The sequence below is a fragment of the Bradyrhizobium sp. CW1 genome, from assembly GCF_023100665.1.
GTDB lineage: Bacteria > Pseudomonadota > Alphaproteobacteria > Rhizobiales > Xanthobacteraceae > Bradyrhizobium > Bradyrhizobium canariense_D.
Genome location: NZ_CP064684.1, coordinates 2,203,870 through 2,225,740 on the forward strand (window position 1 = coordinate 2,203,870; position 21,871 = coordinate 2,225,740).

Sequence of the window (21,871 nt, forward strand, 5' to 3'; positions counted from 1 at the left end):
TTATGACACGGTGCAGGCCTTCCGGCTGCGCCGAACGCCGCAGGCCCGGTCAGCCGGCTCGGCATCACCGTGCCGGACCAGCAGTTGCGTGTCGTCGATGGCGTCCGCGCCCAATCCAGGTCCTTCTGCCACGACCGCCGTGCTGGCAAGCGTCGCTGCGCTCGGCATCTGGCGGCTGCTCGCGGTTGCAGCGCCGCATCTCGCGGCGCTCGTCCTGATGTACGAGACCGAGACGGATTTCGGCGCACGGCTCTCCTTCGTGCTGGCCTGGGGCATCCTCAACTTCTTCTGGATCGCGCTGCTGCGGCGGCCGGCGCTCTCGGGTGCGCTGTCGCTGACTATGGTCGTGGTGCTGGTGCTGCTGTCACGGCTGAAGCACGACGTCGTGCAGATGACGGCCAACTTCATCGACCTGATGATGATCGACCGCGACACGGTGGCGTTCCTGTTCACGATCTTCCCGAATTTGCGCTGGTCGGTGATCGGGGCCGGCCTGGTCACGCTGCCGCTGATGTATGCGCTGTGGTGGCTCGACCCATTCCGCATCCGTAGGCTACCGGCGCTCGCCTCGATGCTCGCCTGCCTCGCCGCGCTGGTCGGCTATTCGCTCCACCATCCGGACGAGGCTTGGCGCGGCTATTACGACGACGGCTATCTCTCGAAGTTCTTCCGCTCCGGCGTCAGCGCGGTCTCCGACTTCGCGCAATACGGCTTCATGGAGTCGGCCGCTTCGACCAACGAACGGCTCAACATGCCGCTGGTCGATGCCTGCCATCCTGCCGGCCGGCGGCCGAACATCATCATGGTCCATGATGAATCGAGCTTCGACATCCGCGCCGCGCAGGGCATCAAGGTGCCGGCCGGCTACGGCAGCCATTTCAAATCCTGGGACGGCAAGGAGCGCGCGTTCCTGGCCGAGAGCAATGGCGGGCCGAGCTGGTTCACCGAATACAACGTGCTCGCGGGGTTGTCGTCGCGCTCGTTCGGCCGCTTCGCCTATTTCGTGACGCGCATTGCAACAGGCCGTGTCGAGCGCGGCCTGCCGCTGGCGCTGCGCCGCTGCGGCTACGACACGATGTCGCTGTACCCCGCCTATGGCGGCTTCATGGCCGCGCGCAGCTTTCAGGTGACGACCGGCATCGAACGCTTTCTCGACTCCAAGGATCTCGGCGCCAAGGATGTCGAGCCGGATAGCTTCTTCTACGACAAGGCGCTCCGGCTGATGGGCGAGCGGACGCCGAACAAGCCGCTGTTCACCTTCATCTATCTCGGCGCCAATCATTTCCCCTGGGAGACGCGCTTCCGCCCGGATCTGCTGCCGAACTGGCGCGCACCGGGCAATGTGCCGTCCATCGACGAGTACCTGCGGCGGCAGGCGATGAGCGCCGAGCAGTACAACGCTTTCCTCGCGGGCTTGAAGAAGAAATTTCCCGGCGAACCCTTCCTGATCGTGCGCTACGGCGATCATCAGCCGGAATTCGCGCCCGGTATCCTCGAGCCCGGGCTCGACGAGGGCGCTCTCGGCAAGAAGCTCGACGCCTACGACGCACGTCTCTACGCGACTTACTACGCGATCGACGCCGTCAATTTCGAGCCGGTGAAAAGCGAGGCCGTGATGGACACGGTCGACGGCCCGTATCTGCCGCTGGTTATCCAGGAAGCCGCCGGCATCCCGCTCGATCCGTCCTTCGCCGAGCAGAAGGAGATCATGCTCCGCTGCAAGGGCATATTCTACGGATGCAAGGACGGGGCCGAAGCGCGCCGGCTTAACCGGCTGCTGATCGATGCGGGGATGATCAGGGGGCTGTAGCGTCTCTCCAACGTCGTCCTGGCGAAGGCCAGGACGACATCGAACGAATGGCGCGGCTACCGCCCACCCACCTTCTCCCACAGCCATTTCGCCACTGCATCCGGCGACGAATTCGCGTCATTGCCGGCGGCGCGCAAATTAGCTTCGCGCATGGTCGCGATGTCGATCTTGCCGAGCAGCGGCTTCACCGCGGCCCGCAGCCGTTCGTCGCCGGCGCGCTTTGGGGCCAGCAGCAGGATCGCATCGTAGGGCGGGATCGCGTGCCTGGGATCGTCGAGCGCAACGAGATCGTATTTTGCGATCAACCCGTCGCTGGTGTAGCCGGCGATGACATCGACCTCGCCGCTGGCGACGGCCGCATACATGAAGTCCGGCTGCATCTGGCGCTGGGCGCGGAACGAGAGGCCATAGGCCTTTTGCAGCGCCGCCCATTCGGGTCGCGAGAAAAACTCATAGTCGCCGGCGATCGACAGGGTCGAAGCATGCGCGGCGAGATCGGCGATGGTGCGGATGCCAAGCGCCTCGGCGCGCTTCTTCGGGATCACCAGCGCATAGGCGTTCTCGAAACCGAGCTCGCCGAGCAGGGTGATGTTCTCCTTCGCAAGCGTTGTCTGCAGCTCCGCCAACAGCTCCGCGCGCGGCTTGATGTCCGTGCGGTGAAGCTGATTGGCCCAGAGCGTGCCGGAATAATCGACGTAGAGATCGATATCGCCGGCTTTCAACGCCTCGAAGATCACGCTTGAGCCGAGACCGGAGCGTGCGACGGCGGCGAGACCGGCGGCCTGAAGCCGGTCCCGCATCAGCGCCGACAGCACATACTGCTCGGCGAACGTCTTGGCGCCGACGACATAGTTCTGTGACGAGCGCCCCATCGTCGGCACCAATGTTGCGGCGACCAGTGCCGCGATCCCGGCCGCGCCAAGCGCCGCACGCACGCGGCTGCGCCAGCGCAGGCCGCTCTCGACCAGGCCGAGCAGTTGATCGACGGCGAGCGCCAGCAGGGCCGAGGCAAAGCAGCCGAACAGCACGAACACCCAGTTCTGGGTCTGGAGCCCGGCAAAGATGTAATTGCCGAGGCTGGTCTGCCCGATCGGGGTCGACAGCGTCGCGGTGCCGATCACCCACACCGCGGCGGTGCGGATCCCCGCCATCATGACCGGCAGCGCCAGCGGCAGTTCGACCATCACCAGCGACTGCCGCGCGGTCATTCCGACGCCTTTGGCAGCCTCTATCAGCGCGGGATCGATGCCGTTGAGGCCGGTGATGCCATTGCGCAGCACCGGCAGCATCGAATAGAGCGCCAGCGCCAGCATCGCCGGCAGGAAGCCGAAAGCGGAGAAGGAGACGCCGAACCAGGCCAGCGCCACGGAGGCCGCGAGCAGCAGGAGCGGATAGAACAGCGCGAGCAGCGCCAGCCCGGGCACCGTCTGCACGATGCTGGCGAGCGCGAGCAGCACAGCGCGCGGCGTGGGACGGTTGCGCGTCAGAATCGCCAGCGGCAGGCTGACGATCAGGCCGAGCGCAAGCGCGGCGAGACTCACCCGCACGTGGTTGCCGAGATAGTCGGGCAAATGCGCCAGCGCTTCGCCCCAACGCGGATCCGTGAAAAGGCTCATGCCGCCCCGCCCTTTAGCAGCAGCGCGTTCAATCGCTCGACCTGGCGTCGCGGCGTCCGCAGCAGCTCCAGCACGTAGGCGTCGCTGCTTTTCGAGAGCTCCACTGGCGTGCCCTGCGCCAGCAGCTTCCCGCTGCGCATCACCGCGATGCGGTCGGCGAGCAGGATCGCTTCCGTCATGTCGTGGGTGATCATCACGGTGGTCAGGCCGAGCTTGCGGTGCAGCTCGCGAAAATCGTCGCCGAGCGCATCGCGGGTAAGGGGATCGAGCGCGCCGAATGGCTCATCCATCAGCACGATGCGGGGCCTTGCCGCAAGCGCCCGCGCCACGCCGACACGCTGGCGCTGGCCGCCCGAGAGCGCATCCGGCAACCGCCCGCGATGGGCGGCCCGGTCGAGCTGCACGAGCTCGAGCAACTCATCGACCCGTGTTGCGATATCCGCTGCCGAGACGCCGAGCAGCTTCGGCGTGATCCCGATATTGTCGGCGACGCTCAGATGCGGGAACAGTCCGCCGCTCTGGAAAACGTAGCCGATGCGGCGCCGCAGCGCGACCGGATCGACGGATTGCACGTCGTCGCCCTCGACCGTGATCGTGCCCCCATCCGCCTCGATCAGGCGGTTGGCGAGCCGCAGCAGCGTCGTCTTGCCCGAACCCGAGCCGCCGACGACGGCTACAAATTCGCCTTCGGCGATGTCGAGTGACACATCGTCCACGGCCTTGAGCGCGCCGAAGCTCTTGGTGACGTGGGCATAGCCAATCATCGGCCTGGACGGCATCGGGCGGGGCTCACTGCGCTGACCCGCCCCAGGGAAGGGAGGGGGAAGGGAGGGGATGACAAGGCCCATGCGTAGCACGCTTGGCGGCTTGATTGAACTTGGTCGCGCGAGCGGCTAAGGCATCGGGCCAAGTTCGGAGGAAGCATATGATAACGCCTACGGCAGTGGCGCTGGAAGATGCCAAGGTCGCGTTCCAGTTGGGGGACGGGCGGGTCTATACGGCGGTGGAGAAGGCGCATCTGACGGTGGCGCAGGGCGAGTTCGTCGCCATCGTCGGCCCGACCGGCTGCGGGAAATCAACACTGCTCAACGTCGCGGCCGGGCTGCTGAAGCCGGCTGCGGGGAGCGTCAGGATATTCGACCAGCCACTTGCCGGGCTGAACCGGGACGCCGGCTACCTGTTCCAGGCCGATGCGCTGTTCCCCTGGAAGACCGCGCTCGACAACGTCGCGATCGGGCTCGAAGTCAGCGGCACGCCGCGCAGCGAGGCACTGCCGCGGGCGCAGAAATGGCTGACCTCGGTCGGCTTGGGTGCCTTCGCCAACCGCTATCCGCACATGCTCTCGGGCGGCCAGCGCAAGCGCGTGGCGCTGGCGCAGGTGCTGATCCGCGATCCAAAGATCCTGCTGATGGATGAGCCGTTCGGACCGCTGGATGCACAGACCCGGCAGGTGATGGGCAACCTGTTGCTCGACCTCTGGAACGCTGACCGCAAGGCCGTGCTGTTCGTCACCCATGATCTGGAAGAGGCGATCGCGCTCGCCGACCGCGTCGTGATCATGTCGGCGGGGCCGTCCTCCCGCATCATCGGCGACTGGCGCGTGAGCCTGCCGCGCCCGCGCGACATTTTCGAAGTGCGGCTGGACAAGGAATTCCATGCGCTTCATCGCGAGATCTGGAGCGTGCTCAAGGACGAGGTCATGAAGGGCTATGCGCAGTCCACGCAAGCGGCGGAGGCGGTCTGATGTCGCGCGTCACGCTGCTTACGCTGCAAGTGCTGGTCGCGGTGGTCTGCCTCGCGCTGTGGCAATTGCTGTCGACCGTGCCCGTGTTCGGCAAGATCCTGCTGCCGCCGTTCTTCTTCTCCAATCCGGTCGATGTCTTCGCCCAGATCGTCAAATGGTTCTCGTCCGGTGTGATCTGGAAGCATCTCGGCATCACGCTGACGGAATCGATCCTGGCCTTCGTGATCGGATCGGCCGGCGGTGTGCTGATCGGCTTCTGGTTCGCGCGCCAGCCGCTGGTCGCCGCGGTGTTCGATCCCTACGTCAAGATGGTCAACGCTCTGCCGCGTGTGGTGCTGGCGCCGATCTTCGCGCTGTGGCTTGGGCTGGGCATCTGGTCCAAGGTCGCGCTCGGCGTGACGCTGGTGTTCTTCATCGTGTTCTTCAACGTCTATCAGGGCGTCAAGGAGGTCAGCCGCACCGTGCTGGACAACGGCCGCATGCTCGGCATGAGCGAGCGGCAGCTGATGCAGCACGTCTATTGGCCTTCGGCGCTGTCGTGGATGTTCTCCTCGCTGCACACGTCGGTCGGTTTTGCCGTGGTCGGTGCCGTCGTCGGCGAGTATCTGGGATCGGCGGCGGGGCTCGGCTACCTCATTCAGCAGGCCGAGGGCATATTCGACGTCGCCGGCGTCTTCGCCGGCATGTTCGTGCTGTCGGCCTTCGTCATCCTGATCGATTTTGGCGTGACATTGGTGGAGCGGAGACTGCTGGTCTGGCGCCCGACCGTGGACGGGCGTGGCTAAGCCGCGAGGGGCCCGCGCACCGCGCGAGCCCCGGATCGCGAAAGCTCAATCCAGCAGCTTGGTGTCATCGGGGGCCTGCGGCGGCGTCTTGATCGCGATCGCCTTGACCTGTCCGCTGATCGGCTTGGTGCCGCCATGCGGCGTCCCCTTCGGGATGATGACGAGGTCGCCCGGCTTCACCGTGACCTCCTTGTCGCCGAACCAGATCGTGCCGGTGCCCTCTAAGATGTACTGGATCTCGTTGGTGTTGGGATGCATGTGCTTGGGCACATTGCCGACCTGGATCGAGATGGTGGCGCCATCGGCGCTTGCGAACGTCTTGGAGCGGTAGCCGACGGCGTTGGCATTCCCGAGCGCGTCGCCCTCCATCTCGCCGGTGTGGATGATCTGCGGAGGGATGTTCTCCGCGGCCACCGCCGGCCGCAGCAGGTGGGTTGCGCCGCATCCGGCGGCAAAAGCGGTGGCGATCGACAGTCCGATTGCAAGGCGATTCATGGATGATCCTCCCCATCAAGAATTGTTCTTGTGGGCTTCATGCTATTGCGCCGAAAGGCCGATGGCCAGCGCCTTCGGTCCTGCTTCTCAAGCCAGCCCGGCTGCTTTATGGTGCCGCCAGCCGAACGGAGGAAACCAATGAAGAACACGATAGCCAGGCTCGCGGGCGCGCTGCTCGCGCTGACGCTCACCACCGGTCTTGCCGCGGCGCAAAGCAAGGTCACGATCGCGATCGGCGGCGGCTCCTGTTTGTGCTATTTGCCGACGGTGCTGGCAAAGCAGCTCGGCGAATACGACAAGGCGGGTCTCGACGTTGAGCTCGTGGACCTCAAGGGCGGCTCGGACGCGCTCAAGGCCGTGCTCGGCGGCAGCGCCGACGTGGTCTCCGGCTATTTCGACCATTGCGTCAACCTCGCGGCCAAGAAGCAGGAGCTTCAGGCCTTCGTGGTCTATGACCGTTATCCCGGCCTCGTGCTGGTGGTTTCGCCGTCGCACACCAACGAGATCAAGTCGATCAAGGACCTCGCCGGCAAGAAGGTCGGCGTCAGCGCGCCCGGCTCCTCCACTGACTTCTTCCTGAAGTATATGCTGAAGAAGAATGGCGTCGATCCCGCCAGCACCGCCGTGATCGGCGTTGGCCTCGGCGCCACTGCGGTCGCCGCCATGGAGCAGGGCCAGATCGATGCGGCCGTGATGCTCGATCCCTCCGTGACCGTGCTCCAGGGCAGCCACAAGGATCTGCGCATCCTCTCGGACACCCGCACGCAAAAGGATACACTTGAGACGTTCGGCGGCGAATATCCGGGCGGCGCGCTGTACTCGACCGCGGCCTGGGTCGCCGGCCACGAGAAGGAGACGCAGGCGCTGACCAACGCGATCCTGGGCACGCTCGCCTGGATCCACTCGCACTCGCCCGAGGAGATCATGGCGAAGATGCCGGAGGAGACGGTTGGCAAGAACAAGGACCTCTATCTCGCGGCACTGAAGAACACGATCCCAATGTTCTCCGAGACCGGCAAGATGGACCCGAAGGGCGCCGACGCCGTGCTCGCGGTGTTCAGCGTTGGATCGCCCGAGGTCGCCAACGCCAAGATCGACGTCAGCAAGACCTTCACCAACAAGTATGTCGAGCAGGCCAAGAAGACCACGGGAAGCGTCAAATAACTGACGCGAAGGTGTGGTCATCAGGCGTCATGACGTCACCAATCATTCATCGGGTCACGACGCTTGAACTTGCCGTGCGGCCGATCGTCTGGGCGTTCGCGGAGGAGCGGCGCGCCGAGATCGCCACGCATTTCGCCGAGAAGCAGCGCGAGCGGCCAAAGATCTGGAACGGTCGCGTCCTGCTCGGGCGTGATGCAACGTTCGCCGACGGGCATCTTTCTGCGACCTATTTCGAGACCGATTTCGCGAGCTTCCTCGCCTGGCGCGATTGGGGTTTTCCCGACAAGGCCGTGTTCAACGGTTTTGGCATGGGCGCGTTGCGCGCCTCCGACGGCGCCTTCGTCATGGGTGAGATGGCGCAGCACACCGCCAATGCGGGCCGGATTTATTTCCCGTCCGGTACGCCCGATCTCGAAGACGTCAGGGGCCACACGCTGGACATTCCCGGCAGCGTGATCCGCGAACTCGAGGAAGAGACCGGCCTGACCGCCGCCGACTATCGGGTCGAGCCGGACTGGCACTGCGTCGTCACCGGCCCGACGATTGCGATGTTGCAAATCGTCAACCTGGACATGCCGGGTGATGTGGCGCGTGCGCGGATCGAAGCCAATCTGGCGGACGAGGCCGAGCCAGAGCTCTCGGCCATTCATCTCGTGCGCGGGGTGAGCGATCTCACGCCGTCCATGCCGCGATTTGTCACGGCCTTCGTCGAGCAGCAGTTCGCGTTGCGCTGATGCGCGAGGCTTGACATCGCTGCGCTCAGCCCATGTGATGGGCGAAAATATAAAACCAAAAAGAATGCAATGCACAATCGTCCAGGGAGGTTTTGATGCGCGTGCGCATGGCTGCCCGTTTGGTACGTGGGCTGTTGGTCGCGGTATCGGCGACAGGCTTGGCGCTGTCCGCCCAGGCCCAGGATCAAGGCAAAGAGAAGAAGATCAAGATCGGCGTCGTTTTCGATCTGACCGGGCCTCTCGCCGGCGGTGGCTCTGAACTCGGCTATATCGGCGCAAAGATCATTCTCGACCATTTCGCCAAGACCGGCGTCGAGGGTTACAAGATCGAAGCGGTCTATGCCGATGCGCAAAGCAAGCCCGACATCGCGATCAACGAATCCATCCGCCTGCTCGAGCAGGAAAAGGTCGACACGGTGCTCGGCTTCTTCTCCTCGGCGCAATGTGTGCCGGTCGCGGCCCGCGTCGAGCAGCTCAAGAAGTTCATGTGGATGACGACTTGCATCTCGTCGGCCGTGTTCAACGAGAAGGGTTACAAATACGTCTTCCGCCCGCAGGCGAGCGGCGACCAGTTCGGCATGATGACCATGGATTTCATCGCGCAGAATGCCAAGGCGAAGTTCGACAAGGAGCCGAAGGATCTGCGCGTCGCCATCATTCACGAAGACGGCGCCTATGGCGTCGACGTGTCCAGGGGCAACGAGGCCGGCGCGAAGAAGGCGGGATTCAACGTCGTGATGAAGGAGGGTTATTCAGCCACCGCGCCTGACCTCTCCGCGCTGGTGACCAAGCTGAAGCGCGCCAAGCCTGATGTCATTTTCCACACTGGCTACAACCCTGATATCACGCTGTTGCTGCGTCAGGCGCGCGAGCAGGGGCTGAAGTTCGGCGCGCTGATGGGGCACGGCGCGGGTTACGGCGTCTATGAAAAACTGAAGGAAGGCATGGGAGCCGATGCCACCTACATCTTCAACACAGACCCGATCTCGATCTGGCTTGCCAACCAGAAGACCATGGATCCCAAGCTCCCGCCTGTGATCAAGATGGTTGGCGAGGAATTCGACAAGATCCGGCCCGGCGTCGCGATCCGCTCGGCGCATGTCGGCATCGGTGCGTCCAACACCTATGTGTTCATGAATGACGTGCTGCCGCGCGCGATCAAGAAGTATGGCGGGGTCGATCCGGATGCGCTGCGCAAGGCTGCCCTCGATACTGATATTCCCGAAGGGGGCACCATGCTCGGCTTCGGCGTGAAGTTTTACGGCGAGGGCACGCCGATGGCCGGGCAGAACGAGCGCTCGTTCCCGGTCGTGATCCAGTACATCGACGACAAGTCCTCCGTGGTGTGGCCCAAGAGTCAGGCGCAGCGCGAGGCTGTGCTGCCGCTGCCGAAGGGCACCACCTACAGCAATCAGTAGCGCAAATGCGCGCAGAGAGGAGAGCGGGACGGTGCTGGAAGTCAGCGGGCTGGTGAAGCGGTTTGGTGGCTTCACCGCCGTCAACAATGTGTCGTTCAAAGTCGATCAGGGCGAGATCCTCGGCCTGATCGGCCCCAACGGCTCGGGCAAGAGCACGATCTTCAATATGCTCTCGGGTACACTGGCGCCGACGTCCGGTTCGATCCTGTTCGACGGCTCCGAGATCGCGGGCCTTCCGCCGCACCGGATCATCAACAGCGGCATCGGCCGCACCTTCCAGATCCCGCGACCATTCCGCCGCCTGACGATCTTCGAGAACGTCGCGCTCGCCGGATTCTATGGCCAGGGCCGCCACAGCCGTGCCAGGGCCGAGGAGGCGGCCGAGCGCTCGCTGGCGATGGTCGGCTTGCCGACCGATCGCCATGCCAGCGTCGACGGCCTCGGCGCAGCCGGCCTGAAAAAGCTCGAACTGGCGAAAGCACTCGCCACCGCGCCCAAACTTCTGCTGGCCGATGAGAGCCTCGGCGGCCTCGACGAGGCCGAGATGGGGCAGGCGGCTAACATGCTCCGCAACATCCGCGACGAGCTCGGCATTACCATCATCTGGGTCGAGCACATCATGGGCGTGCTGATGCGCGTCGTCGATCGCGTCATGGTGCTCGATCACGGCGAGAAGATCTCGGAAGGTTTGCCGAGTGCCGTTGCCGGCGATCCCCGTGTCATCGAGGTCTATCTCGGCACCGATGCCGAGACCACGCAGGCTGCTGCCGCCGCAGCGCGCCGCCGCGCGGGGGTGCAGTGATGTTGGAGCTCCGCGGCGTCAATGCCGGCTATGGTACCTTCCAGGCACTGTTCGACGTCGATCTCGACGTGAGGGCGGGTGAGGCCGTCGGCGTCATCGGTCCCAACGGGGCCGGCAAGACCACCCTGATGCGCGTCATCTCCGGCCTGATCCGCCCCTCGCGTGGGGCGATCAGAATGGAAACCGTCGACGTCGTGGCCACGCCGCCGCACAAGATCGTCAGCCTCGGGATCGCGCATGTGCCGGAGAACCGGCGGCTGTTTCCGCAGCTCTCGGTCGACGACAATCTCAAGATGGGCGCCTTCATGCAGGAGGCGCGCGGCCACTATGCCGAGCGGCTGGACGTGGTGTTCGAGCTGTTTCCGCGCCTGAAGGAGCGCCGCCACCAGATGGCGGGCACCATGTCCGGCGGCGAGCAGCAGATGTGCGCGATCGGCCGCGCGCTGATGTCGAATCCAAAGCTGCTGCTGCTCGACGAGCCGTCGGCGGGGCTCGCGCCGGTCGTGGTGCAGCAGGTGTTCGAGCTGGTGAAGCGGATCCGCGCCAGCGGGCTGACCGTGCTGATCGTCGAGCAGAATGTGCAGCAGGTGCTGAAAGTGGTCGATCGCGCCTATCTGATCGAGGCGGGTACGATCAGGTCCTCAGGCACCTCGGCCGAGATGCTGGCGAGCGACACGGTCAAGGAAGCGTATCTCGGGGTGTGAGGTTCATGCAGGCATGCAAGCATTTCTGGACATTTTCGACATCTACCTGCTGGAGGCCGTGATCAACGGCATCCTGCTCGGCGGCGTGCTGGCGTTGCTCGCGCTCGGGCTCAATTTGATCTTCGGCGTCATCGACGTGACCTGGATCTGCTACGCAGAGCTGGTGATGATCGGCATGTACGCCATGTACTTCCTGGTGCAGTATTACGGCATCAGCTATTTCGTCGCCGCGCCGCTCACCATCCTGCTGGTCGCGGTGCTCGGCGCGGCGCTGCATTACCTCGTGATCGCGCCGCTGCTCACGGCGCCGCCAATCAACCAGTTGCTGGCGACCGGCGGGGTGCTGTTCGTGCTGCAGAGCTTTGCCACGGTCGCCTTCGGCATCGACTTCCGTAACCTCGGCATCCGCCTGCCGGTGCTCGCCTTCGGCGACATGAATTTCAGCTACGCGCGACTGCTGTCCTTCCTGGCCGCGCTGGTCGGCATGGTCGCGGTCTATCTGTTCATGACGCGGACCTTCACAGGGACCGCGATCCGGGCGATCTCGCAGGACCGGCAGATCATGGCGCTGATGGGCGTCGACACGAAGCGGATCTATCTCATTACCTCTGCGATCGGCGGGGGGCTGGCCGGGCTCGCAGCATGCCTGCTGGTTCTGCAATATGACGTGCATCCCTTCGTCGGCCTGTCGTTCGGCCCGATCACCTTCCTGATCTGCGTGCTCGGGGGCCTCGGCAATTTCATCGGCGGCTTCATCGCCGCCTTCGTGTTCGCCGAGATCATCTCGCTCGGCGGCCTGTTCTCCGATCTCGAATGGGGCTATGTGCTTGCCTTCGCGTTCTTCATCGTCATGATGTTCATCCGGCCCGCGGGCCTGCTCGCGAGGCGCCGATGATGGGGCGGGGACGGCTTGCAGCCTGGGGGATCGGATTGGCGGCGCTGGTCGCGCTGCCTTTCGTCTATCGCGATCCCTATCATCTGCACATCCTGGTGCTGATCCTGATCTGGTCGTTCGCCTATACGTCCTGGTCGATGATGGGGCGGTTCGGCCTCGTCTCGCTCGGCCACGGCGGTTTCATGGGAATCGGCGCGTATGTCACCGCGCTACTCTGGAATCACCTGGGCTGGTCGCCCTGGATCGGCATCCCCATCGGCATGGTCGCGGCCGGCGCGCTGGCGCTGATCGTCGGCTATCCCTGTTTCCGCTTCCGCATCACCGGGCACTATTTCGTGCTGGTGACGCTCGCGCTCTCCGGCATCGTGCTCCAGGTCATTACGGCGACGCGCGACTACACCGGCGGCTCGCTCGGCTACACGCCGAACCGGGCCGCGGGCAACAAGCTCTGGTCGCTGCAATTCGACGACAAGATCACCTGGTACCTGATCGCGCTCGGGGTCTGGCTTTTCGGCATCGTGGTCTGGCACTGGGTCGACCGCAGCATGGCCCGCTATGCGCTGGAGGCGATCTCGGAGGACGAGGACGCCGCGGCCGCCGCCGGCGTCGACGTCACCGCGGAGAAGCTGAAGATCACGCTGCTCAGCGCGCTGATGACGGCATTGGCCGGCGCGCTCTACTGCCAGTACCAGATGTTCATCACGCCTGATACCGTCAGCGGCATCGCGGTGTCGCTCCAGATGGTGTTCGCGGCCATCGTCGGCGGCCTGTTCGTCTCGCTCGGCCCGACCTTCGGCGCTATCATCACGATTATGCTGGCCGAGACCCTGCGCATCGGCTTCGGCACCAAGGCGGTCGGCTGGGACAATCTCGTCTACGGCGTGTTGCTCGTGCTTTTCATCATATTCCTTCCCAAGGGTATCCTTGGTAGCTTGCTCGACCGATTGAAGCCGCAACGCAAGGTGTCCCGCGCTCATGAGCAAGAAGTCGTCCAAATCGCTCGCCCAGGAACTTGACCGCTACATCACGCCGTTCCGCTACGATGGTTCGGGCAAGTTTCATCTCAAGGATCACAAGACCAACGAGAAGGGCGACCTCGACAAGGAGAAGGCCCAGGAGATTCTCGATGCCAACATGAAGCGGCTGATCGCGTTTCAGGAGAAGCTCTACGCCCAGGACCGCTGGTCGGTACTGATCGTGTTCCAGGCGATGGACGCCGGCGGCAAGGATTCCGCGATCAAGGCGATCTTCGAGGGGATCAATCCGCAGGGCTGCGAGGTCAGTGCCTTCAAGGCGCCGAGCAGCAAGGAGCTCGATCACGATTTCCTCTGGCGCCACGTGGTCGCGCTGCCGGAGCGCGGGCATATCGGCATCTTCAACCGCTCCCATTACGAGGAATGCCTGGTGACGCGCGTGCATCCGGAGGTCCTCGCCAAGGAGAAGCTGCCGTCAATGCTCGTCACCAAGAACATCTGGAAGGAGCGGTTCGAGGACATCTGTGCGTGGGAGCGCTATCTCGCGCGCAACGGCACCGTGGTGCTGAAGTTCTTCCTCAACCTGTCCAAAGACGAGCAGCGCGAGCGCTTCCTCGACCGGCTGGAGGATCCGTCCAAGCAGTGGAAGTTCTCCATGGACGACATTAAGGAGCGCGCGCTGTGGCCGCGCTACCAGGCGGTCTATCAGGACATCGTCCGGCACACGGCAACGCCTCATGCGCCGTGGTATGTCGTGCCGGCCGACCACAAATGGTTCGCGCGCGTCGTGATCGGGTCGGCCATCGTCGCGGCGCTCGAAAAGCTCGATCTGCGCTTCCCTCGCGCCGACAAGGCCTCGGCGGGTGAATTCGACGAGGTGCGCAAGGCGCTGGAGAAGGAGGAGAAGGCGGGCAAGAAACAAAAACGCGAAAACAACCCCATGCACAGTAGCCGGGGATAACGAAATCAATGACTTGAAGGTCAGCGCGAGCGCTTGCGGATTTAACGAAATCGTTTGACTCGTCGGGCAAAACAGGGGCATGATGTGATCATCCCCAAATTCCTCAGTACTCGCGTCCACCGGTAGCAGAAGCGTTCTACATTGGCGGGAAGGGCGGCCTCGCAATTCGCCCACTTCTCGCATTTCGCTGCAAGCGAATCCGTCGCAGTCAGATGGAACGCGCCCTCAAATGTGATTTGCGCGCCGTTGATCTTGCTTGACAGTTCTTCGTCACGGGAGGACCATCTCAATGGTCGCAAACAAGCGACGCGCAACGTCCACATCAAGAGCAAGGGGAGGTCTATGACACCACCTCCGCAGATCCAGCCGCGTTAAGTGCGATGGAGCTCGTTCGGACTATCGCATAGCGGCAGAAAACCGCGAACGGCACGCCGGGCCAAGGTTTAGAGGGCTGCATCAGTGTGGCATAGCCCCTACCTGCCCGGCGCTGTATTGTGCATCACATCGATTGCACACCGATCCACGTCGGAGGGCCGTGACGCGGCCGCCGTGCTTTTGACATCGTGCTTCTCTCTTCCTCCTCCTCACGGCCGTCATTCCGGGCCGACTCCCGGAATGACGGAGGGCTGTCGCATATCAGGGCTGTCGCATATGACGTCTCAGCGGCGCCTGAGCGAGCGCCTCGTCCTTCGAGACGCCGCGTTCTGCGGCTCCTCAGGATGAGGCTCAGCTGCATCCATCTGCGTTGAAATGTTGCCGCATATTCATCCCTCATCCTGAGGGCTCGCCGCAGGCGGGCGTCTCGAAGAATGGCCGCGGTTGAGCTTCCAGCCGCGTGCCTGCATTCCGATCGCTGCACGTCCTGCCTTGAGACCGCGGTTCCCGTTTACTGCACCGCGGCAAATGCCAAGAGAATGTCGCCTCATTGGCCAACTTCCGACACAGCGCCCGGGCGAATAGCGTCGATCCGACATGATGCATGTGCTTCGGCGGTGACGGGCCCGACGTCGCCGTCGCATTCATTTTCCCAGGGATCCCTCGTGTCGCATAAGCTTGCCTCCGCGCTTCTCGCCGCGCTCTTGATCGCGATCTCATCTCTCTCCTGCGCCCGCGCCGCGCCGCCGACGAGTAGCGCTGCCGCGTTGTCGCCCGATGAGGCCAAGCGCGCGCTGGAAACGCTGCAGGACGACAAGAAGCGCGCGCAGATGATCGACACGCTGCGCGCGATCGCCAATGCGTCCGGTGCACAGCAGCCCGCGCCCGAGCCAAAATCGCCGATCCCGCTCGCGGCCGACGGCCTCGGTGCGCAGCTCATGCTCACCGTGTCCGAGGAAATCGGCGAGATTTCGCGAGACGTCGCCGATATGGCCAGGACGCTCACGCACTTCCCGGCGTTCTATTACTGGATCGTGCGGACCGCGAACGATCCCGCGGCCTACAATCTCCTGATCGAGATCGCCTGGAAGCTTGCGCTGGTGTTCGGCTGCGCCTTCTGCGCCGAATGGGTGATCTTCCGTCTGATCCGCCGCCCCGTCGTGTTCCTGGAAGGGCGCATGCCGCAAACGGCGCGTCTGCCGGTGCAGGTGTTGCCCATTGCCGATCCGCCGTCATCCGTGGCCGATGTCACCCCGGCGCCCGAACTGCACATGCGCCGCCACAGCCTGGCGCGGGCCTGGCAAATCATGCTGCGGCTGCCGCTCGTGCTGGGACGCTTCCTGCTCGAGCTGCTACCCGTGTTGGTCTTTGTCGGCGTCGCCACGGCGCTGCTCGGCACCGAGATCGGCGGGCCCACCACCGTCCGTCTCGTGATCCTCGCCGTCGTCAACGCCTATGCGTTCTCGCGCGGGCTCTTCTGTGTGGTCCGTGTGCTGGCGGGACCGTTCGGCTTGTTTCCGGTCAAGGCCGAAACCGCCGCCTATATCGAGATCTGGGCGCGCCGTATCGTCGGTGTCGGCGTCTCCGGCATCGCCTTTGCGAATGTCGCGCTGCTGCTCGGCCTGCATCGCGGCGGCTACGCCGCGCTCCTGCGCATGGTGATGCTGGTCGTGCATCTCTTCATCGTCGTCATCATCCTGCAATGCCGCCGCCAGGTCGCCGAAGCGATCCGCGCGCCGGCCGACCGGCAGGGGATCGCGGCGCGACTGCGCAACCGCATCGCGGGCGGCTGGCACTATCTCGCCATCGCGCTCGACCTTGCGCTGTGGGCCGTGTGGGCGCTGAACATTCGCAACGGCTATTCGTTGCTGCTGCAATATTTCGTCGGCACCATCGCGGTGGCGCTGATCACGCGTGTCGCCATCATGCTGACGCTGGGCCTGATCGACCGCGGCTTCCGCATCAAGCCCGAGATCCTCCAGCGCTTTCCGGGCCTCGAGATCCGCGCCAACCGCTACCTGCCGCTGCTGCGCAAGATCGTATCCGGCGTGATCGCCTTCATCGGCCTGGTGGCCGTGCTCGAAGTCTGGGGCGTCGACGCCATCGTATGGTTTTATGGGGGCCAGATCGGCAGCCGGCTGATCTCGGCGGTGGTGACGATCGGACTTGCCGTGTTCATCGCAGCTGCGATCTGGGAAGCCAGCAACGCGCTGCTGGACCGCCAGATCAATACGCTGTCGCGCGATGGGCACTATGCCCGGGCCGCGCGGCTGCGGACCTTTCAGCCGATGCTGCGCACGGCCTTGCTGTGCGTGATCGCCACTGTCGTCGGGCTCACGGCGCTCAGCGAGATCGGCGTCAACGTCGCGCCGCTGCTGGCGGGCGCCGGCATCGTCGGCATCGCCATCGGCTTCGGCTCGCAGAAGCTGGTGCAGGATCTCATCACCGGCCTGTTCCTGCTGCTGGAGAACACCGTCCAGGTCGGCGACAGCGTCAGCGTGTCCGGGCTATCGGGCGTGGTCGAGAACGTCTCGATCCGCACGATCAGGCTTCGTGCCGGCGACGGTGCCGTGCACATCGTGCCGTTCAGCGCGGTCACGACTATCACCAATGCCAGCCGCGGCGCCGGCAATGCGTCCGTCAGCGTCAACGTCGCCTACAAGGAGGATACCGACCGCGCCGGCCAGATCCTCAAGGACATCGTCGACGAGATGCGCCGCGAGGTGGAATTCCGCAGTCTGATCCGCGGCGATCTCGAGCTCTGGGGCATCGACAAGGTCGACGGCGCCATGGTGTCGATCGTCGGCCAGATCCGCTGCACCGAGGCCGGCCGCTGGCCGGTGCAGCGCGAATTCAACCGCCGCATGAAGCAGCGTTTCCAGCACAACGGCATCGAGGTCGCATCCGCCACCCAGACCATCCTGATGCACATCGCGCCGCCGGCTGATGGCGCCGCTCATCTGACGCCAAGGCGAGCGGTCGGCTAGAGAGTCTGTCCATAAACGTCGGCTTGCCAATCGAAAGCGGAAGTGTCCGACCTTACGTGTGATCGGCGGCTCGTGATCCAAACCGGAAGTCGGCATGCCAACGATAACTCAGAACAGAGGAGGTGGCGCCTTTTGGCCCCGCCTTGCCCTTAAGTTCGTTTGTGTCCACGCCATGAACGTACTCGCGCGTGTCCTTCAAACGTTTTTCTTGGATGTACGCGCTCCTCAAGTCGATTGTGTCTACCCCAATCGCCGATGACACCCACGGCGCGCGCCATGGGGCAGTCGGGGGGTACCCATTTGCTTGCGTGCTTCCTGCCGTCTGAATGCTTTTTTAAGTCAAAGCAATTGCAGAGATATCGATACCGACGAGGACAGATTCGGTATTTATACTTCCGTCCGGGTTTCTCCTGAACGCGCGCCGTTTGGTTGGCATCATAATCCCTTGAATGTTCTTGTACTCGGACATGTAGTGCGCGGCTGGAGCACCACCTGCCACGAGTGTGGTATAATCCAAACGAGCGATGAGCCCGTTTTCATCGACGTGGAATATCTGGTCCGGACAGTGAGTTCCAACCTTCTCGGGAAAAGTGATCTTGAGCCGCCGGCGTACCGTGCCTTGGTCGGTCGCCGGGTCTATCTCTTCCGCTTTGGCACTCTCAGTGACAAACATAAATGGAGTATTCAGATAATTCCAAAGTGCATACCCGGTAAAGTAAGCCAGATGCAGCCTATCCCACGTCGTCTGAAGAGTATGTCCTTCAAACGCATTTCTTGGATGTACGCGCTCCTCGATAAGCTTCCCGTCGATTGTCTCTAGCCGAACACGATCCGGTTCGTAGATGCTTTGCACGCCTTCTTCGGTAAAGTGCGTAAAGCAAGTTCGCTGTTCTTTCGTTTGCGCCTTCAATTGAACATTTTCGAAGACACCATCCCATCCCTTTCTAGTCCAGTGCGAACCATGCATCGAGAGGTTCACGTCGATCGCGTTGAATTTTCGCCATCGTTCAAGAGTTCCGTGAGACTCAAGCACCAGATCTAAAAGAGCAGTCATGTGTCCTCCGGTTCGCCCTATTGGAATTAGGGCCATCGCTTTCGATATCGCACTAGCTGCGGTTTCAGGCGCTTAGAATTCAGGGCGCCTGACCGTTGATCATCCATTAGTTGGGTTTCAGAAGGACTTTCCCGCCTTTTTGCGCATGCGCCATGGCCTGAGTTGCCTGCTCGAGCGAATAAACGCCGGCGACCGGAACGTGCAGTTTGCCTTCGGCGATCAGTCGCTCGGCTGTCCGCGTATGAGCCGCAAGCTTTTCGTGTGCATCTCGAAAGCGCGGAAATCCCAGCCAAAACCCTTCCAGGGTCATCTGCTTGAAAATGATGTTCAGAGGACTCATGGCCGCGGGCTTTCCGCTGACGCCGCCATAGACGACCATCTTGGTGTTCGACGCGAGGCAAGACGCTACCGAGTGCGAGGACTCGCCACCCACGCCGTCGATGCCCAGCTTGATTTTAGCCTTGCCGGTCGCCGCTGCGACCTGCTTCACAACGTCGGGTCCATCGACAAGGACGACGTCAGCTCCGGCTGACTTCAGCTCATCCACCAGCTCGGGTCTGCGCACGAGGCTTACCGAGCGCAGTCCGAACTCCTTTGCAAACGCAATGACGCTGCGTCCCACACCGGAATTGCCGGCGTTCTGGATGACCCAGTCGTCCTTGCCGAGTTCGACATACTCGGTTAGGAGCAATGCCGCTGTGAGCGGATTGATCCGAAGCATTGACATCTGTTGGGGATCGGCTTGCTCAGACAAGACGATGAGATCGGTGGCCGGCACCGTGATGGCCTGTCTCCACACGGGAAGCCCGATCGGAATGGCCACACGATCGCCAGTCCTTACATTTTTAACCGAGGCTCCTAAGGCGACAACGCGGCCAATAGCTTCGTTCCCGAGCGGCGCGGGCGGCTGCGGCCTGATCGCATACATGCCACGGATCATCAGAAGTTCAGCAAGTCCGATCGCTGAGTATTCGACCGCGACCGTGGCTTCATTTGCTGCCGGCGGTGGGGGTGGATCGCTTTCGACAACTTCAACCACCTCGGTGGGTTTGCCAAACTTAGACATTTGCAGAAACTTCATTGTCCCCTCCGCGAGAGCTGTATGGCTCATTCCGCCAAGTAATCTTACGGTTCCCTGACCGCTCGACGCCAAACCATGCTAAGTTCATATAACGAACTGTCATTAACGTCAACCTGTGTATGAAAAATGAACTCAGAAAAAGCGCATTCGCCCGAGCTGGATCTTCGCTTGATGTTGGAGCTAAAAAACAACTGCTCCATCAAGCGAACGCTCGAGATTGTTGGTGAAACCTGGACCTTGTTGATCTTGCGCGAGGCCTCATGGGGGGTTCGCCGCTTCCAGGACTTTCAAACGTTTTTGGGCATACCAAGAGCGGTGCTGTCTGAGCGCCTGGAAAAACTTGTTGAGTACGGAATCTTTGAAAAAACTCCTTACAAGGAGCCGGGGGCGCGAAAGCGCTATCAATACGAACCCACCAAAGCCGGCATCAAGCTATTGCCTGTGCTGATGGCATTGAGCCAATGGGGAGATGAGCATCTCGGCAAAGGATCTGCCCGCATGATCGACAAAGCGACTCGGGAAGAAGTGTTTCTGAAGGTCGTCAGCAAAAACGGCGACCATGTCCCAGTGGAGCGGGTGCGACCAGTAGTGCGGAGGTAATCACACGTTTGTGGTCAATAATGTTGATCGGCTTGCTGAAAGTAAGAAAGAAGTTCTTGAGCGATTGAGCAGGCGGGGTCCCATCGTGCGATTTGCCGAGCCTGCGGATCATCGGTCGGACACGCGCCAATGAAGCACTAACGCCAGCTGAGCGGGCCCCACGCGATTTCCACACATGGCCCAACTCGGACCTAGGGTGAGGTGCGCCAACGCGGCCGGTATCGGAGGCAGAGTGGACCTCAGACGAAGTGCAGCGCGAGTTTATGAGTACATGTCCTAACACTACTTTGGCAGAATGTGTTTTCGCCGCTGTTTTTCAAGGATTTGCTTTCGGCAATGTGGGCACTGCTGGGGCGGCGGCCGAAGGATGAGATCGACGATGGCGTGACGTACGGCGGGCATAGTCGGTTGAGGCGGAGGCCCGTTGATTCTTTTTTTTTCGCCCCGCGTTTGCGAGGCGACGATGTTGCAGGAAGGCGTAGGCAATCATTGTCATAAGGGCGTGGCGATGAAGACCTTGCCATGATCGCCCTTCGAAGTGATCAAGTCCAAGTTCCTCCTTCAACTGTTGATGCGCCTGCTCACAAATCCACCGTCCCTTGATGGTGGCGGCCAGCGTGCGCAGATCCGTCGTCGCCGGAAGATTGGCGAGATAGTATTTCTTCTCCCCGGAGGCACGTTGCTCGCCAATGAGCCAGGCTTCGTCGCCTGGGAGATGCTGCTGACCTTTATCCCATATCCGCTGCGGAGGGCCGTCGGCGGTGCGGACACGGAGAGCAGCAAATCGGGCTTTGAGCCGACCTTTCGTCCCGCTGCGCCAACTCACGGTTTTCCATTTGGCGCTGGCCAGCATTTGTTCTGCCGCAATCGATAAGATATCGGGCACGTGGTGCTTTCGTGGTTTGCCACGGGCTTTGGTGATCGGCCAAATGAGCTTCACATCGACCGGATACACTTTCTGGTGCCGAGGGATACCGACCGCCCAGGCCAGCCCGCGCTCTGTTAGCCCTTGTCGAAACGGCGCGCTGAGGCCGTATCCTGCATCCGCCAGCACACATCCAAAGCGTATGTTGGCTGCCATCGCGCGGTCAATCTCGGCCAAAGCGATCTCCGGCTTGGACCGCGGCGTTCGGTGTTCGACTGGCACGCGAGCGCGCTTCAAGCGAGGCATGTCGCTTGTCCAGCTGTCAGGCAGAAAGAGACGTAACGCGACCATCACGGGCACTTCCCCGCGCGCAAGCGTTAAAGACACCAGCGTTTGGCAATTTGCAGTTTTACCGAGAGCCGACGCGTATTGAGCCGCAACACCGACCGATCGCTCACCCTTTTTCGGCAGTGAGGTGTCATCAATAACCAGCACCGCATCCCTGCCGCCGACAAGTCGGTCCGCCTGGTTGAGCAGCTCTGTCTCTAGCGGCGTCGCGTTCCAGACGCCGTCCGCAATGAAATGGTGCAACTGGTCGTAGTTGCTCGTGGCAAGGCGTTCCGCCATCGGCTGAACGCTCTTGCGATCGCCAGGACCGATCAATCCCGCAACATATAGAGGACACATCCGCTGTCGGGTCTTATGACCCAGCCGGTCCAAGAACGGCATCAGCCAGCGTTCGAGTTCGTCTTCCCATCCCGGCATGGTCAGCCCTCCAAGAGCCGACCACCCATGAATCATTGAACA

19 protein-coding genes are annotated in these 21,871 nt (G+C 62.6%); 13 read left to right on the forward strand and 6 right to left on the reverse strand.

The genetic code is table 11. The features are described from left to right. The first annotated feature begins 97 nt into the window (after positions 1-97). Positions 98-1,810 (forward strand): sulfatase-like hydrolase/transferase, encoded by a 1,713-nt coding sequence (locus IVB54_RS10705; protein ID WP_018454347.1) that lies wholly within the window; start codon positions 98-100, stop codon positions 1,808-1,810. Positions 1,811-1,866: 56 nt separating this feature from the next. Here IVB54_RS10705 and IVB54_RS10710 read toward each other — a convergent pair whose 3' ends face one another. Both IVB54_RS10710 and IVB54_RS10715 read right to left on the reverse strand, forming a co-directional pair. After that, the gene (locus IVB54_RS10710; protein WP_018454348.1) at positions 1,867-3,426 is read right to left on the reverse strand and encodes a glycine betaine ABC transporter substrate-binding protein; all 1,560 of its coding nucleotides are present in this window, start codon (positions 3,424-3,426) and stop codon (positions 1,867-1,869) included. Next, complete coding sequence (locus IVB54_RS10715) at positions 3,423-4,205, reverse strand: ABC transporter ATP-binding protein (RefSeq protein WP_018454349.1); 783 nt, start codon at positions 4,203-4,205, stop codon at positions 3,423-3,425. Before IVB54_RS10715 ends, IVB54_RS10710 begins: the two co-directional genes overlap by 4 nt. A gap of 146 nt (positions 4,206-4,351) precedes the next feature. Here IVB54_RS10715 and IVB54_RS10720 point away from each other — a divergent pair, with 146 nt between their 5' ends. Further along, entirely contained in the window at positions 4,352-5,170 is an 819-nt protein-coding gene (locus IVB54_RS10720) for an ABC transporter ATP-binding protein (RefSeq protein ID WP_026232716.1), read from the forward strand. Beyond that, positions 5,170-5,955 (forward strand): ABC transporter permease, encoded by a 786-nt coding sequence (locus tag IVB54_RS10725; RefSeq protein WP_018454351.1) that lies wholly within the window; start codon positions 5,170-5,172, stop codon positions 5,953-5,955. The genes IVB54_RS10720 and IVB54_RS10725 overlap by 1 nt, the downstream gene beginning before the upstream one ends. A 45-nt stretch (positions 5,956-6,000) precedes the next feature. Here IVB54_RS10725 and IVB54_RS10730 read toward each other — a convergent pair whose 3' ends face one another. Further along, positions 6,001-6,450 carry a cupin domain-containing protein gene (locus IVB54_RS10730; protein WP_247777200.1) on the reverse strand — a complete coding sequence of 150 codons (450 nt, stop codon included), beginning with the start codon at positions 6,448-6,450 and terminating at the stop codon, positions 6,001-6,003. A 138-nt stretch (positions 6,451-6,588) separates the two neighbouring features. Here IVB54_RS10730 and IVB54_RS10735 point away from each other — a divergent pair, with 138 nt between their 5' ends. From IVB54_RS10735 to IVB54_RS10775, 9 genes are all read left to right on the forward strand, one after another. Then, the gene (locus tag IVB54_RS10735) at positions 6,589-7,614 is read left to right on the forward strand and encodes an ABC transporter substrate-binding protein (protein ID WP_018454353.1); all 1,026 of its coding nucleotides are present in this window, start codon (positions 6,589-6,591) and stop codon (positions 7,612-7,614) included. A gap of 29 nt (positions 7,615-7,643) precedes the next feature. Then, positions 7,644-8,348, forward strand: coding sequence for a hypothetical protein (locus tag IVB54_RS10740; protein ID WP_018454354.1), 705 nt, complete (start codon positions 7,644-7,646; stop codon positions 8,346-8,348). A gap of 95 nt (positions 8,349-8,443) precedes the next feature. Next, positions 8,444-9,766, forward strand: coding sequence for an ABC transporter substrate-binding protein (locus IVB54_RS10745; protein ID WP_247777201.1), 1,323 nt, complete (start codon positions 8,444-8,446; stop codon positions 9,764-9,766). A gap of 31 nt (positions 9,767-9,797) precedes the next feature. Next, positions 9,798-10,568, forward strand: a complete 771-nt coding sequence (locus tag IVB54_RS10750; protein ID WP_018454356.1) for an ABC transporter ATP-binding protein — start codon at positions 9,798-9,800, stop codon at positions 10,566-10,568. After that, complete coding sequence (locus IVB54_RS10755) at positions 10,568-11,272, forward strand: ABC transporter ATP-binding protein (protein WP_247777202.1); 705 nt, start codon at positions 10,568-10,570, stop codon at positions 11,270-11,272. Before IVB54_RS10750 ends, IVB54_RS10755 begins: the two co-directional genes overlap by 1 nt. A 13-nt stretch (positions 11,273-11,285) precedes the next feature. Continuing rightward, entirely contained in the window at positions 11,286-12,167 is an 882-nt protein-coding gene (locus IVB54_RS10760; protein ID WP_018454358.1) for a branched-chain amino acid ABC transporter permease, read from the forward strand. Next, positions 12,164-13,183 (forward strand): branched-chain amino acid ABC transporter permease, encoded by a 1,020-nt coding sequence (locus tag IVB54_RS10765; RefSeq protein ID WP_026232717.1) that lies wholly within the window; start codon positions 12,164-12,166, stop codon positions 13,181-13,183. The genes IVB54_RS10760 and IVB54_RS10765 overlap by 4 nt, the downstream gene beginning before the upstream one ends. After that, positions 13,143-14,102 (forward strand): polyphosphate kinase 2 family protein, encoded by a 960-nt coding sequence (locus tag IVB54_RS10770; RefSeq protein WP_018454360.1) that lies wholly within the window; start codon positions 13,143-13,145, stop codon positions 14,100-14,102. The genes IVB54_RS10765 and IVB54_RS10770 overlap by 41 nt, the downstream gene beginning before the upstream one ends. A 1,040-nt stretch (positions 14,103-15,142) precedes the next feature. Then, the gene (locus tag IVB54_RS10775) at positions 15,143-17,464 is read left to right on the forward strand and encodes a mechanosensitive ion channel domain-containing protein (protein WP_018454361.1); all 2,322 of its coding nucleotides are present in this window, start codon (positions 15,143-15,145) and stop codon (positions 17,462-17,464) included. Between the two features lie 334 nt (positions 17,465-17,798). Here the strand turns inward: IVB54_RS10775 and IVB54_RS10780 are convergent, their stop codons facing one another. Both IVB54_RS10780 and IVB54_RS10785 read right to left on the reverse strand, forming a co-directional pair. Then, the gene (locus IVB54_RS10780) at positions 17,799-18,518 is read right to left on the reverse strand and encodes a hypothetical protein (protein WP_018454362.1); all 720 of its coding nucleotides are present in this window, start codon (positions 18,516-18,518) and stop codon (positions 17,799-17,801) included. Positions 18,519-18,624: 106 nt separating this feature from the next. Then, positions 18,625-19,599, reverse strand: coding sequence for a zinc-dependent alcohol dehydrogenase family protein (locus IVB54_RS10785; RefSeq protein ID WP_247361229.1), 975 nt, complete (start codon positions 19,597-19,599; stop codon positions 18,625-18,627). 126 nt (positions 19,600-19,725) lie between these two features. Here IVB54_RS10785 and IVB54_RS10790 point away from each other — a divergent pair, with 126 nt between their 5' ends. Next, complete coding sequence (locus tag IVB54_RS10790) at positions 19,726-20,199, forward strand: helix-turn-helix domain-containing protein (RefSeq protein ID WP_018454364.1); 474 nt, start codon at positions 19,726-19,728, stop codon at positions 20,197-20,199. Between the two features lie 316 nt (positions 20,200-20,515). Here the strand turns inward: IVB54_RS10790 and IVB54_RS10795 are convergent, their stop codons facing one another. Beyond that, positions 20,516-21,865 (reverse strand): IS701 family transposase, encoded by a 1,350-nt coding sequence (locus IVB54_RS10795; protein ID WP_247767993.1) that lies wholly within the window; start codon positions 21,863-21,865, stop codon positions 20,516-20,518. Positions 21,866-21,871 lie beyond the last annotated feature (6 nt).

What these genes read in the sequence shown, in the direction of transcription:
- IVB54_RS10755 (WP_247777202.1), top strand. Translation starts at nt 10,568, where the DNA reads ATGTTGGAGCTCCGCGGCGTCAATGCCGGCTATGGTACCTTCCAGGCA.
- IVB54_RS10795 (WP_247767993.1), bottom strand. Translation starts at nt 21,865, where the DNA reads ATGATTCATGGGTGGTCGGCTCTTGGAGGGCTGACCATGCCGGGATGG.
- IVB54_RS10780 (WP_018454362.1), bottom strand. Translation starts at nt 18,518, where the DNA reads ATGACTGCTCTTTTAGATCTGGTGCTTGAGTCTCACGGAACTCTTGAA.
- IVB54_RS10725 (WP_018454351.1), top strand. Translation starts at nt 5,170, where the DNA reads ATGTCGCGCGTCACGCTGCTTACGCTGCAAGTGCTGGTCGCGGTGGTC.
- IVB54_RS10785 (WP_247361229.1), bottom strand. Translation starts at nt 19,599, where the DNA reads ATGAAGTTTCTGCAAATGTCTAAGTTTGGCAAACCCACCGAGGTGGTT.
- IVB54_RS10710 (WP_018454348.1), bottom strand. Translation starts at nt 3,426, where the DNA reads ATGAGCCTTTTCACGGATCCGCGTTGGGGCGAAGCGCTGGCGCATTTG.
- IVB54_RS10740 (WP_018454354.1), top strand. Translation starts at nt 7,644, where the DNA reads ATGACGTCACCAATCATTCATCGGGTCACGACGCTTGAACTTGCCGTG.
- IVB54_RS10730 (WP_247777200.1), bottom strand. Translation starts at nt 6,450, where the DNA reads ATGAATCGCCTTGCAATCGGACTGTCGATCGCCACCGCTTTTGCCGCC.
- IVB54_RS10715 (WP_018454349.1), bottom strand. Translation starts at nt 4,205, where the DNA reads ATGCCGTCCAGGCCGATGATTGGCTATGCCCACGTCACCAAGAGCTTC.
- IVB54_RS10770 (WP_018454360.1), top strand. Translation starts at nt 13,143, where the DNA reads ATGAGCAAGAAGTCGTCCAAATCGCTCGCCCAGGAACTTGACCGCTAC.
- IVB54_RS10760 (WP_018454358.1), top strand. Translation starts at nt 11,286, where the DNA reads ATGCAAGCATTTCTGGACATTTTCGACATCTACCTGCTGGAGGCCGTG.
- IVB54_RS10790 (WP_018454364.1), top strand. Translation starts at nt 19,726, where the DNA reads ATGAACTCAGAAAAAGCGCATTCGCCCGAGCTGGATCTTCGCTTGATG.
- IVB54_RS10735 (WP_018454353.1), top strand. Translation starts at nt 6,589, where the DNA reads ATGAAGAACACGATAGCCAGGCTCGCGGGCGCGCTGCTCGCGCTGACG.
- IVB54_RS10745 (WP_247777201.1), top strand. Translation starts at nt 8,444, where the DNA reads ATGCGCGTGCGCATGGCTGCCCGTTTGGTACGTGGGCTGTTGGTCGCG.
- IVB54_RS10720 (WP_026232716.1), top strand. Translation starts at nt 4,352, where the DNA reads ATGATAACGCCTACGGCAGTGGCGCTGGAAGATGCCAAGGTCGCGTTC.
- IVB54_RS10705 (WP_018454347.1), top strand. Translation starts at nt 98, where the DNA reads ATGGCGTCCGCGCCCAATCCAGGTCCTTCTGCCACGACCGCCGTGCTG.
- IVB54_RS10765 (WP_026232717.1), top strand. Translation starts at nt 12,164, where the DNA reads ATGATGGGGCGGGGACGGCTTGCAGCCTGGGGGATCGGATTGGCGGCG.